General features: G+C 40.4%; 7 protein-coding genes. 4 read left to right on the forward strand and 3 right to left on the reverse strand.

Annotated features, from left to right (window positions below):
* Positions 1–388: 388 nt before the first annotated feature.
* Complete coding sequence (locus PHT93_RS09370; protein WP_300242137.1) at positions 389–3,880, reverse strand: family 78 glycoside hydrolase catalytic domain; 3,492 nt, start codon at positions 3,878–3,880, stop codon at positions 389–391.
* A 345-nt stretch (positions 3,881–4,225) separates the two neighbouring features.
* Between PHT93_RS09370 and PHT93_RS09375 the strand changes: the two genes are divergently transcribed.
* The 4 genes from PHT93_RS09375 (at position 4,226) to PHT93_RS09390 (ending at position 10,829) form a co-directional block, all read left to right on the forward strand.
* Entirely contained in the window at positions 4,226–6,751 is a 2,526-nt protein-coding gene (locus tag PHT93_RS09375) for a DUF5127 domain-containing protein (protein ID WP_300242138.1), read from the forward strand.
* A 5-nt stretch (positions 6,752–6,756) separates the two neighbouring features.
* A complete protein-coding gene (locus tag PHT93_RS09380) occupies positions 6,757–7,866 on the forward strand; it encodes a glycoside hydrolase family 43 protein (protein WP_300242139.1) in 1,110 nt (369 codons plus the stop codon).
* A gap of 61 nt (positions 7,867–7,927) precedes the next feature.
* Positions 7,928–9,739, forward strand: a complete 1,812-nt coding sequence (locus PHT93_RS09385; protein WP_300242140.1) for a sugar-binding domain-containing protein — start codon at positions 7,928–7,930, stop codon at positions 9,737–9,739.
* A gap of 196 nt (positions 9,740–9,935) precedes the next feature.
* Positions 9,936–10,829 (forward strand): 1,4-dihydroxy-2-naphthoate polyprenyltransferase, encoded by an 894-nt coding sequence (locus PHT93_RS09390; protein ID WP_300242141.1) that lies wholly within the window; start codon positions 9,936–9,938, stop codon positions 10,827–10,829.
* Between the two features lie 66 nt (positions 10,830–10,895).
* Here PHT93_RS09390 and PHT93_RS09395 read toward each other — a convergent pair whose 3' ends face one another.
* Both PHT93_RS09395 and PHT93_RS09400 read right to left on the reverse strand, forming a co-directional pair.
* Positions 10,896–12,407, reverse strand: a complete 1,512-nt coding sequence (locus PHT93_RS09395; protein WP_300242142.1) for an NAD(P)H-hydrate dehydratase — start codon at positions 12,405–12,407, stop codon at positions 10,896–10,898.
* A gap of 312 nt (positions 12,408–12,719) precedes the next feature.
* Positions 12,720–14,183 carry a hypothetical protein gene (locus PHT93_RS09400; protein WP_300242143.1) on the reverse strand — a complete coding sequence of 488 codons (1,464 nt, stop codon included), beginning with the start codon at positions 14,181–14,183 and terminating at the stop codon, positions 12,720–12,722.

Here is a 14,183-nt window from a genome sequence, read left to right on the forward strand (position 1 = left end):
AGATCCTGAACACTTTATCTCCATAGACACTACAAAACGATTTCTGATAAAATCAAACATGAACCATTGCTATTCAACGGGTATTTTATATGTAAAATCAATACGACCGTCAAAGTCGGGAAAAAGACCTCCTATCCTTTTGAGCAAAGATAGGAGGCCGGTATCCTTCAAAGATGTCACATTTGGTACACTTTGGTTTTTTTCTGGAATATATATTTAAAGAGGTCATATTGTAAAATTCAATCCTTACAACATCAACGTTATTACTACCAGCTACGGTGTGTTGAAAAGCCATTTTATTAGTCCAGTAGGCTAATTTAGCACATCCGTTCATGTCGATTATCGGTTTGTTATAATAGATTAGTGTAAGAGCTTTTGAATAAATTGTTTATCTATTGGCTCTGAATTGATATTCTCCGGATTTCAGTTTAAGAATTACTTTTTTGTCTGTCTTTCCGATGACCTCAATAGCAGAGTTGTTCGTAATAGGGGCATTGTTTTCTGATACCTGATCGATCGAACCTGCCGGTAGATAGAGAGTTGCTGTTGTGTTGGCGGGAACTACAAAATGGTAATCATATGTTTCATTTTTTATCGTCCAACTGCTCTCTATCCGTCCATAGGGTGAGTCGTAATAGCCTTTTGCCCAACTCATTTGTTTGCTTAGGTCAGGTTCGGGTTGCAGTATGAAATGTTTGAAGCCCGGATGTTTTTCATCCCGTTCTATTCCGAGCGAATGGTTATACATCCACGAACCAATTGCACCGAATGAATAATGATTGAATGAATTCATAGAATTGTTGCCGCTAAACCCTTGTTCTTTTGTGTAGGAATTAAGACGTTCCCAAATGGTTGTCGCTCCCTGTTCAACGGAATACAGCCAGGAGGGATAGGTCTTTTGTTGTAGGATACGGTAGGCTCTTTCTGAATAACCTAAATCGGTCAGTACCCGGTTAATCCAGGCTGTTCCGATAAATCCCGTCATTAACGAGTAGGGGGGATAGATCTTTTCGCCCACTTTCGTTTCATGGTCAATACAGTAAGTCAGATTTTTGACGGCTTTTTCTTTTGTTTGTTCATCACAGATACCAAATGCCAGAGGGAGCACATATGAAGTTTGTGTTCCGATAATTTCTCCTTTCTTTTCCGGTTGGCGGAATCCGGAATGGATCGTTTGTCCCGTTTCCGGATGGAAATAAGTCCTATTAAAAAAAGCCTTCCGTTCTACGTACAGTCCGGCAAACCGTTTCGCGTCTTCTTCCTTATTCAAAGCTGAGGCAACACGCTGCATAATTTCCAGATCAAAAATAAAATAAGCTTCCCAAAGCAGTGTGTTGTCGTTTTTATCCTGTTCAGGACCAAGCCAATCGCCCAGATTACCTTCGGTAAGCAGACCCGTTTGCGGATCGATATAAGTTAATAAATAATCAATATAAGCTTCCATGGCATCGTAATGTTCAGACAACATCCGGATATCGTTGTATTGCAGGTAACTTTCCCAAGCTACCGTTATGCCGGCACTCCCCCAGAGTATGCCTCCAAAACCACCTCCTACAGGTGCTACATCTGCGAACCGCCCGTCTTCCCGTTGTGTGTCGCGCATAGCTTGCATATGGCGACGAAGGAACTGTGGTATATCGCTTAGATAATTTGCCGTACGGGAGAAGACAGAGATATCGCCGCTCCATCCCATTCGTTCGTTACGTTGAGGACAATCCGTCGGAATGGATAGGAAGTTACCCCGTGTTGACCAGATGATATTGTCCCACAACTTGTTGACTTCTTTATTAGATGTTTGATAGCTCGATGCAAGCCCGTGGATTGAACTCAGTACATCTCCTTTCACAGCTTCCAAAGGTAAGGCATTGCTTATTCCGGTTATTTCGACAAACCTGTAACCGTGAAATGTGAAATGGGGATGGATAATTTCATTGCCACCTTTTGTAATATAGATGTCTTGCGCAAGTGCGCCACGGATATTTTCGAGCATGATCATACCTACATTGTCTGCGAATTCAGGCAGGTCAGGGTATTTCACTTCAGCAAATCGTAGTATGATCTCCTTTCCCGGTTGCTCCCCTGATAAGGCAATACGTGGAATACCAGCCATATTCTGTCCCATATCATAAACGTAAACGCCTGGCCTGACTTCTTCCATCGAGATTGCGGTAAGTTCTTTTACTTTCTTTACTGTTTGCCCGTATTGCCCGACTAACTGCATGTTTGAAAAATCATTCACAGCAGGCATTCGTCCGGCTTCGATGTCTTTGTCGTGTACGATCGCATTTTCCTGATTAACCTCTGTCGCCCGTTTCCAATTAGAGGCATCATACGAAGCTTCTGTCCAGCCTGCTATCTGGTCTTCTTTTTGGGCATCATAGACTTCACCCTGAAAGAAACTGCTGTAAACCACCGGCCCGTCATCAAAATAAGACCAAGTATCTGGTTGGCTGACGATCATTTCTTCTGTTCCGTCTGCATACGTGATCACTAATTTAGCCAGAATAGATTGTCTGTCACCGAACAGATTCCATAGATAGCCCATATACGTAATCGCTCCGCTCCACCAGCCTTCTCCCATTGTTATGCCTATCGCATTCTCTCCGGGATGAACATATTCTGTCACGTCATAGGTCTGATACAGATGATGTTTGTTGTATTGCGTCAATCCGGGATTGAAATAGTCATCACCTATTCTCTTTCCGTTCAGGTATGCCTCATAGATCCCTCGCGCTGTAATATACAGACGAGCCTTAGCAACCTTCGTCTTCTTTGAAGAGAAAACCGAACGAAGCATCGGCATAGATTTTTTCCGGATATCGCTAACGATAAATGAACCGTCGTCTGCTCCATTTACCGGATAAGATTTGTCAGGCATCGTATAGAGGATATTATTCGGTACACGATAATTATGTACGTTAACTGTTGAAAAAGTCGCTTTTTGATTCGGTTTCATAGAAAAACCGATCTCGCAAAGTAGCGGAAAGCAGATATAATCCCAGCTATTCCCAATCGGGTTGATTACAACTTTCCCAATCTTGTTCGCTTCATCTTCTCCTCCGATATAAAATTCCGTAGAGCTATACATCGTTTTGAGATATACCGTATGCGCTTCGTATTTGTTGCTGTTATTAATGATCGAAGCAGGAACAGCCAAACGCTCCAACGGGACATCCTTCTTATCGTTGGGTGCGTAACCTACGCGATAAATACTCAAAAAGGCAGTTTTGCCTGAATTCATCCCCGAAATATCCAGTTCTACTTCGACATACGACTCGTTTTCTTCATTCTGCAAATTGTAAATATTCATATCTCGATCCATCAGACGAGGATCGTTAGCTCCAAAAACAAATCCGGCTTTCGTAGATTCGCTCTCTTTGTCCAACAGAACCGTATAATTGATATTAAAAATAGGCAGATAATCGGGATAGAGAACCAAATCTTCGTCTCCGCCACCGATCCATTTCGCGCCCTCCCAAGCCTCGATCGAAGGATTCATCAGTCCCGTCTCAAACCAGGATTCGGAAGACAGCATCTTGTTATCCTGATTCCAAACCTCCAACTTCCATTGATAACGCGTACAAGGCTGTAGCTTTTCCCCCTCATATTCTATATTCAAAGAGATATCACTGTTGACTTTCCCCGAATCCCAGACCTGCTGTTTTGCTTCGTCAACCACCATAATCCGGTAAGCCGTTTGTGCCTGCCCTCGTTCCGAAGAAACCATCTGCCAACTAAAATGCGGCCTATCTACATCAATACCCAACGGAGCCTCTGCATATTCAACCAATAAAGAAGATAGTTTATTTCCGGAACAAGCGACGAAAAGAAACATGAAAAAAAGTAGCGGTGGTATTCGTTTTAATTTAGTTGCAGACATGGTATCGATAGAATTATAGTTTTTCCAAAATCGGGATAGTATGCAAATTAAAGGAATTTTCTGAATGCTACAAACTCTTATATTTTTTTTGCCTATTGAGGATATGAAAAAACAGACATTGAGAAGTATAACAAAGGACAAAGCCTGCTTTCGAAGGTTTTGAATAGTATCGGATAAACTGTTCTTTAAAATGCCAATTCTTCATTCCTGCAAGAAAGTTTAAACCTTTTGAATGATTATTGAAAGGGAGATTTCCTGAAAAGGGCGTTCTTTGTTTGAGGGTTTGAGCTCTTTTTTGAGTCTAACTTGCATATGACGTGTAACCTTATTATAAATTAATATACCATGAAGAGGATTTTTCAGTTACCTATTATTCTTCTTTTATTACTTGTTACTGCTTGCGGAGCTGATCAAGTGAAATTTCAGTCTGAACGAACCAATTCGTTGCGGGCTCCTGCTTTTCCGTTAGTTACTATTGACCCTTACACTTGTGCCTGGTCGTTTACGGATAAATTGAATGAAGATCCGGTTCGACATTGGACGGGAAAAGAACATCCTTTAATTGGTGCTTTACGGGTGGATGGACAGGTTTTTCGTTTTATGGGCGTTGAAGACTTGCCGATGAAACCGTTGCTGCCGACTGCGGCTATGGAAAAATGGGATGCTGCTTATTCGATGTCTGTTCCTTCTGGAAAATGGACGGACGTTAATTTCAATGATGCTGCTTGGACACAGGGAAAAGCGGCCTTTGGGACGCCTAATATGCCGTATCTGTCAACTTCGTGGGAGACGAAAGATATTTGGGTGCGTCGTTCGTTTGATCTTTCAGAGGATTTAAGTACAAAGGAAATCTGGTTGGAATATTCGCATGATGATATTTTTGAATTATATATAAATGGTATTCAGGTTGTAGCTACTGATTATTCATGGAAAAATCATGTAATGCTTAAATTAAGTGATGAGGTAAAAGCTACCTTGAAGTCCGGAAAGAATGTAATTGCGGCACATTGCTATAATAAGACAGGTGGCGGGTATGTGGATTTTGGATTGTTTGAAAAATTGGCTTTGCCTGATCCATTTGTTCAAAAGGCCGTTCAGAAATCTGTGAATGTATTGCCAACGCAGACATATTATACATTTGAGTGTGGTCCGGTAGAGTTGGATTTGATTTTTACAGCTCCTTTCTTAATGGATGATCTGGAATTAATGAGTACGCCTGTAAACTATATTTCGTATCAGGTACGTTCTACGGATGGTACGGCACATGATGTTCAATTTTATCTTGAGGGAACGCCTCAATGGGCAGTGCATGATGATTCGCAGAAAATAACGGTAGGTAAAGAAGAAAAAAACGGAATAAGTTATCTGAAAGCCGGTACGGAAGAACAACCCGTGTTAGGTCGGAAAGGAGATAATGTACGTATTGACTGGGGATATTTCTATCTGGCGGCTGCGAATAAAGCCAATGAATCAGTTGCCTTTGGTGATTATCATTCTTTGAAAAATGAATTTGCTACGGAAGGTAATCTCAATAAATCAACAACCAATACAAGCTACAGTCATAATATGTATGATAGCATGACGGCTATGGCTTATACACAAGATTTGGGACAGGTGTCGAATGCAGCTTCCGGATTTTTGATGATCGGTTATGATGATCTTTATTCTATTCAATATTTTAAAGATAACCGTCAGGCTTACTGGAAGCGGAATGGGCAGGTCGATATTTATCAGGCTTTTGAAAAGATGAATAAAGAATATCCTGTGATTATGAATAAATGTCGTGCATTGGATAATAAATTGATGGATGATGCCTTAAAAACAGGAAATAAAGAATATGCTGAGCTTTGTGCGCTTGCTTATCGTCAGTCTATCGCTGCACATAAATTGGTTGAGGATAAAGAAGGAAACTTGCTGTTCCTTTCAAAAGAAAACTTTAGCAATGGTTCTATTGGTACGGTAGATGTAACGTATCCTTCTGCCCCTATGTATCTGATTTATAATCCGGACTTATTGAAGGGTATGATGAATCCGATTTTCTATTATAGTGAAAGCGGGCAGTGGAATAAGCCTTTCCCATCGCATGATGTGGGTACTTATCCTTTGGCAAACGGGCAGACTTATCCTGAAGATATGCCGGTGGAGGAAGCTGGAAATATGTTGATCCTGACTACAGCAATTGCTATGCGTGAAGGAAATACAGACTATGCTCGTAAACATTGGGAAGTACTGACTGTCTGGGCTAATTATTTGTTGAAGGAAGGTTTTGATCCGGGTAATCAACTTTGTACGGACGACTTTGCAGGTCATCTTGCTCGTAATGTTAATCTTTCAGTAAAAGCCATTATGGGAATTGCAGGATACGGTAAGCTTGCCGAGATGATGGGAGATAATGAAACTGCATCAAAATATCTTGGCGCTGCAAAAGATATGGCTGCTAAGTGGATTGACATGGCTGCTGATGGAGATCATTTCCGTTTGACGTTTGATCAACCAAACACCTGGAGTCAGAAGTATAATTTAGTTTGGGATAAAGTTTTCGGTACAAATATATTTGCTCCTGAAGTTGCTCAAAAAGAAATTGCGTATTATCTGACGAAGCAAGAAAATTATGGTCTTCCTTTGGATAGCCGTAAAACATATACGAAGTCTGACTGGATTTTGTGGACTGCCTGTCTGACTGATAATACGGAAGAGTTTGCTAACTTAGTTGCTCCTGTATATAAATATGCAAACGAGACAACTACACGAATGCCATTGAGTGATTGGCATGAAACGACGGATGGTAAATCTGTCGGTTTCCGCGCTCGTTCAGTTGTTGGCGGTTACTATATGAAGATGTTGTACGAAATGTCTTTGTTGAAAAAATGATTAATATGAACAATTGTTTTATCCTTGCTCTGATTGCATCTTTGTTTTTCGCCTGTGGAAATAGAAACACAAAGAAAGAAGTTAGCTATACCAATCCGTTGAGTGTTGAGTTTGGTGATCCATATGTCCTGCTTGCTTCTGATGGGCGATATTATATGTATGGAACAGGTGCCGGAGCAGTGGATGGATTTTGTGCCTATTCATCGGATGATCTGGTAAACTGGAAGCCGGAAGGACAGGTCTATCGCGGGAATACTCCGGGCTCTTGGGCTGTGGCTAATTTCTGGGCTCCGGAAGTTTATGAACGAAATGGAAAGTTTTACATGTTTTTCAGTGCCGACTGGAAAAATAATCCAACCAACGAATTAGAGAACTTCAAAATCGGAGTTGCTGTGTCAGACAAGCCAACCGGACCATTCAAAGAGATGAGCGATCGTCCATTGTTCGATCCCGGCTATCCGGCTATCGATGGAAATATTTTTGAGGATGAAGATGGTCGGAATTATTTATATTTCTCTCGTTGCTGCTATAAACATCCTGTAGAAAGTGAGGTGGCTACCTGGGCAAAAGAACAAGGTTTATTTGACGAGATTGAGGAAAGTTGGATTTACGGGGTAGAAATAAAACCTGATTTTACAGAAATAATAGGAGAACCGGTATTAATTCTTCGCCCACCGGTGACGAATGATGATGCGCAAGCAGAGTGGGAGAGTCGCTCCGTAACATCCGGAGAAGTGAACAGACGTTGGACAGAAGGTTCATATACCTTTAAGCAAGACGGTACTTATTATATGATGTATTCCGCGAACTATTTTGGGGGAGAAAACTATGCTGTGGGGTATGCAACAGCGAAAACGCCGTTAGGACCCTATATCAAAAGTGCAGATAACCCTGTGCTTCAGAAAAACACCCCGAAAGGTGGAATTGTAACGGGAACGGGACATAACAGTATCGTAAAATCGCGGGACGGAAATGAAATGTATTGCGTTTATCACGGACGCACCAGCGCAACAGGTAATGAACGAGTTGTCTTTATTGATAAAATGGGCGTTGACAAGCAAGGGAAATTATATGTCGATGGTCCAACAACAACTCCTCAGGTAATCAAACCGTGAGAAGCGAAGGAAATAAGCATTTGTACATAGTTATAATTATACATTACTTAAATTCAAAAACATGAAAAAACAGTTTTTAGTATGTGCTCTTCTTGCGTTAGCAATGACTGCAAGCGCGCAATGGAAACCGGTAGGTGATAAATTGAAAACTCCCTGGACGGAAAAAGTAGATCCGAACAATGTGTTGCCGGAATATCCACGTCCTCAAATGGAACGTACAGCATGGGTCAATCTGAATGGTTTGTGGGATTATGCAATCAAACCTTGCGGAGAAGTTGAACCGGTTGCTTTTGACGGTAATATACTTGTCCCCTTTGCGATAGAATCGTCACTGTCTGGTGTTCAGAAAGAAGTAGGAGAGAAGAATGAGCTCTGGTACAAACGTACGTTTACCGTCCCTTCTGCCTGGAAGAATAAAGATGTGTTATTAAACTTCGGTGCTGTAGATTGGAAGGCTGATGTGTATGTGAATGATATTTTAATAGGTTCTCACAAAGGCGGATTTACTCCTTTTTCTTTCAATATAACTCCGTATCTGGCAGGTAAAAGTACTCATAAGTTGGTGGTACGAGTATGGGATCCAAGCGATAAAGGTTATCAACCGCGCGGAAAACAAACCTCTAAACCGGAAGGTATATGGTACACACCGGTAACTGGTATCTGGCAAACCGTATGGATTGAACCGGTTGCTTCCGTTCATGTTACTTCCATCAAGGCTATACCCAACATCGATAATGGTACATTAGCCGTAACCGTTGGCGCTTCTTGTGCATGTCCTTCTAATATTGTTGAAGTAAAATTATTAGATAAAGGACAAGTCGTAGCTACAGCAAAAGGACTTGCCGGAAAAGAACTTCGTTTAGGTGTGAAGAATCCTACGCTTTGGGATCCAACGAATCCATATTTGTATGATATGAAAGTTTCTATTGCGAAAGACGGTAAGGTACAGGATGAAGTGAAATCTTACACTGCTTTCCGTAAAATATCTAAGAAACGGGATGCAAATGGTATCCTGCGTATGCAATTGAATAATAAAAATCTATTCCATTATGGTCCGTTAGACCAAGGCTGGTGGCCGGATGGATTATATACAGCTCCTACAGATGAAGCTTTGGCTTTTGATGTCGTTAAGACAAAAGAATGGGGATACAATATGATTCGCAAGCACGTAAAAGTAGAACCTGCTCGCTGGTATTATCATTGCGATAAATTAGGTATGTTGGTATGGCAGGATATGCCGAGTGGTGATATGGGTAACCAATGGGCTCCTCATCAATATAATGCCGGTACAGATAAAAAACGTTCCGCTGAATCTATTGCTAACTACGATCAGGAATGGAAAGAGATTATGGATTTATGTGTTTCTAATCCGTCAGTTGTCGTTTGGGTGCCGTTTAACGAAGCTTGGGGGCAGTTTGATACGGAACGTGTAGCAGAATGGACGGCAGCGTATGATCCTTCACGTCTTGTCAACCCTGCCAGTGGAGGAAACCATCGTCCAACAGGCGATATTCTTGACTTGCATAACTATCCTGGTCCTGCCATGTTCTTATTTGATGCAGAACGCGTAAACGTATTAGGCGAATATGGTGGTATCGGACTTGCACTTGAAGATCATCTTTGGTGGAATAAACGTAACTGGGGTTATATACAGTTTAAGAATAGTGATGAAGTAACAGCAGAATACGTGAAGTATGCAAACGAACTGAAATCATTTATTGATCGTGGTTTCTCTGCTGCGGTTTATACGCAGACTACCGATGTAGAAGGAGAAGTAAATGGCGTTATGACATATGACCGTAAAGTTATTAAAATGAACGAAGCTACTCTTCGCAAAACAAATCAGGAAGTGATAAAATCTCTTTCAGAATAAAGAAAAAATATAATAGTGTAAAAAAACCTCGTAGTATGTTGTTAGTAACATGGACTACGAGGTTTTTGCTTTTTTATCTAAGAGCATACTCTTCTCCGGATCAAGCTCTAAAAGTCCTTATCATTATTAAGAGAATATAAAAAAGAATCCTACCTTTTGTATTACTTTTGTGATAATACAATAGAATATCCAGTTAATGAAAAAAAACTCTTTTATGGCTTGGGTGGAGGCCGCGAGGCCGAAAACTTTGCCGGCTTCGATTAGTCCGGTGTTGGTGGCTTGTGCATTGGCGTGGCAGAACGGGATGTTTAAGGCTATTCCTGCTTTTTTATGTTTGATGGTGGCTTTGTTGGCACAGATTGCAAGCAATTTTGCGAATGATTACTTTGATTTTAAGAAAGGTGCAGATACAGAAGAACGCCTTGGCCCGGAACGGGCTGTGGCTTCAGGGTGGATAGAGCCGAAAGCGATGTTGAGGGCTACATTTATTGCTCTTGGGTTGGCTTGCCTCTGTGGGTGTCTATTGTTATTTTTCTCCGGCTGGGAACTGATTCCTGTGGGGATCGCCATTGCTCTTTGTGTGCTTGCTTATTCAGCCGGCCCTTTTCCTTTGGCTTATAATGGACTGGGGGATATATGCGTGCTTTTGTTTTATGGCGTGATTCCGGTTTGTTTTACGTACTATATACAGGCGGGGAACTTTAGTTTGTTGTCATTAATACTTTCACTTGCTATCGGTTTATTGTCCGTTAATATTCTTATTGTCAATAATTACCGTGACTATGAACAAGATAAAAAAGCACGAAAACGAACAACTATTGTTCTGTTTGGTCGTCGTTTCGGGTTGATCAGTTATCTGTTGAATGGCTCTGTTGCTTTTTTCTTAGCCCTGCCTTTAGTTGTTGGAAAAGACAGACTGACATGGCAGATAGCATTACTTGGTTTCTTTTATGTTGTTTTTTATTTTGTCTGGCGGGAAATGACGCGGACAGAAGGGAAAGCATTAAACAATATTCTGGGAAAAACAGGAATGCTTGTTTTCCTCTTTTCCGTCATACTTTCGGCCATTTTAGTTTTTACGCCTCAATAAAAAAAGACTTGAATATTGGCAGAACTGAACTATTTTATCGTAGTTCAATTTTGCCAGTAAATATCACTATTTAATCTGCTTGAAGGCTTTTCCAAGCATATCCGTGATATCGCTTGCGATGAGACTTTCTTCTGTATGAATTACTGCGGCCAGATCTCCGGCTGCGCCATGCAGATAAACGCCAATTGTAGCAGCAACCTCCGGTTCATACCCTTGGGCAAGTAGTCCCAGAATAATTCCAGTCAAGACATCACCACTTCCTGCAGTAGCCATGCCTGGATTGCCTGTACTATTAAAATAGATATGTCGGTTAGGCAGACAAATTGCAGTGTAAGCTCCTTTTAGAACAAGGATGATCTGATATGTGGATGCAAATTCGCGTGCTTTCATTAAGCGTTCGAAAGAAGACGGTGAACTTCCTGCTAAGCGGTCAAATTCTTTCGGATGTGGAGTCAGAATACTTCCCTGAGGTAACTGCTTCAGCATATCCTTATTTGTAGCCAGAGCATTGAGTGCATCAGCATCAATTACAAGCGGTTTTTTCGTTGTTTGAATCAGCCGCTCCAATGCTGTTGCAGTTTCCATATGTTGACCTAATCCGGGCCCGACCCCAATTGCAGAATAAGAAGAACTATCCGGTGTAACGCTGAAATGTTCCGCATGTTGATCTACACTTGCCATAGCTTCTGGAATAGCCGTTTGAAGTGTCTGAAGACCACATTTGGGAATATGTACAGTAACTAATCCGGTCCCACTTCGTAAACACGAACGTGTGCCAAGTACGGCAGCACCCATCTTTCCTTTGCTACCGGCAACTAAGAGCGCATGCCCAAAATCTCCTTTGTGCGCAAATTTTTTCCTCGGATGAAGCACTTCTGTGATGTCTTCTTCATTTACTAAACAGAAAGGCGTTTCCATATCTTCGATAATATCGGGATGTAAGCCAATATCCAAGACCTTCCATTCACCCACATAAGGAAAATTATCGGCTAAAAGAAACGATAACTTAGGAAAGCCAAACGTTAAGGTAAGATCAGCTTTGATTACGGCATTCATATCATTCTGAAGATTATCCTCTCCAAATAATCCCGAAGGAATATCAATTGCAACAATGCTGGCTTCAGATTGATTAATATAATTGACCACAGCAGCAAATCCTCCCGAAAGAGGCCTATTCAGTCCAGATCCGAATAAACCATCAATTACAATATCATTGGCCGAAAGCATAGGGGGCTCAAAGTCCTGAATAACTTCAGTAAATTCAACATGTTCAATTTCGAGCAGTTTCGTTTTATTTATCATACAATCCGGCGATAGATTTGCTGTCGGATTAAAAAGAAAGGTCTCCACGCGGTAAGACTCTTCAACTAAAAGTCTTGCTATAGCCAACGCATCGGCACCATTATTTCCTTGTCCCGCAAAAACGATGATACGATGTTGCTTTGAATAACGACGCGTAAATTCATGAACAAACTGTGTGGAAGCTCTTTCCACCAAATCAATGGAATCGATAGGTTCATTTAATATGGTATAATTGTCAATTTCTTTAACCGTACTGACAGGAAATATTTTTATCATAATAATTATGTTTATGGAGAAACACTACATATCACAAAGATAATCAATACTACTCTAACTTATGCACCTATCCGTATTATGGTTTGCAGGTAAGATAAAAAAATAAATTATTTATATCGATTAAATTATTATATTCCAATTATTTAAATCGGTAGTTATAATATAGTCAAGTTTTGAAGAGCTTCGGCAAACTTTTCAAGGCTCTTCGGCAAACTGAACTAAGAGCTTCGGCAGACTAAACCAAGAGTCTCAGCCGAAAAAATGCTACGGTTTTTTTGCTATGAAATAGTATAGAGTCGGATTTTAAATTAGTTAGTTTACAGAATTTTCTCCAATGAATTTAGTATCTGTTTCTTCTTTTACTTTTTGCATGATATCAACTTGCGAAAAGGTGACTTTATCCGTACAAAATTCGGGGATGTTGAATGATTTCATTAGAAGTGTATAATAAGATGGATCTTTTTGAGGGAGAAGGAATGGCTTTCCTTCCATTCCGTCTTCTGATAAATAAGCAATAAACGGCCTTGTATAAAGTCCATCAATTCTCCTGCTGCTAAAGATAACCCACCGACTGTTTGATGACCATGAATGATAGCTTTCCGTATCATTACTATTAAATGTTTTGAGAAAACGGCCTTGTTTTGTGTTCATGTCAACTAAATATAAATCAGCATCTTTATGCCATATGGGGAACGTACCATATCCTGATACAGTGCATAGTAGATATTTACCGTCAGGAGATACTCTCGGGAAAGAAATGCTTTTATTCTCCTTCTCTGCATTAAATAATGTGTCTATCTGATTTCCGAAAGAACGGCTGTTTATGTCGAAAGAAACACTGCACAGATTGTACTTTAACCGGTTTATTGAGTCGGGAACAGGTTGTGCCTGAGCCGTACAGAAATAAAGTGTTTTACCATCGGGCGAAAATGAAGGGAATGTCTCCATATTATTCTTTGAATCCAAGAAAGGAGTTGATAAACGTTCGTTTCTCTTGATGTCATATACAAAAACATCGGATGAATGATCAAAAACTTCAACTCGTTGAGTCGGATGAAAATCCTGCGTGGTCTTATTCGTCGAAAATGCGATAAACTGACCCGAAGGATGCCAATATGGATAGACAAGAGACGGAATGTTTTTCTTAGCGTCTGGTTGGATAATCTTAATTTCTCCCTCTTGTATCAGTATTGTCCCTGCATGATTTCCACGCATGTGAAAGAGCATTTGGGACGGATCTTGCTGACAAAAAGAATGGCAATTCACACAATTATTTTGTGTCAGTTTATTCTCATATAAAACTGTTTCTTTAAATGAACTCAACTCTCTTTGATAAATACCCATTTCGTTCCAAAGAGAATACCCGGGATCAATTAATCGGTAAGCAATATAAGAATCTATCGGTTCACGGGCAACATTGATTTTGAATGGAGCATATTCCTTTCCTCCTTTATCTGTTTTTACACAAACTGTGACTGAAAACTCATTTCCGGAAGCTACTTGAAGTAACCGTTTCCATTTTTTTAATGGAATATCGAATGTTCCATCGGTAGAATATATCTGAAATGTGAAATCTTTATGTTCAAACTTAACGAGAGCGTCATCATTTTTTTCTTGTAAAGAAAAATTTAATGGAGCAATATTGGGCGGGATAGTCGTGTTAATATAATCAGGGAATAATTCAGGATACGTTTCTGAATGTTCCGTGATGTTAAAATTACCCGAACATGAAAGAAACGAAATGATTAAGAAAAAACAAAAACAGAGATTCTTCAT

Source organism: Massilibacteroides sp. (assembly GCF_028705895.1).
Taxonomy (GTDB): Bacteria; Bacteroidota; Bacteroidia; order Bacteroidales; family Tannerellaceae; genus Massilibacteroides.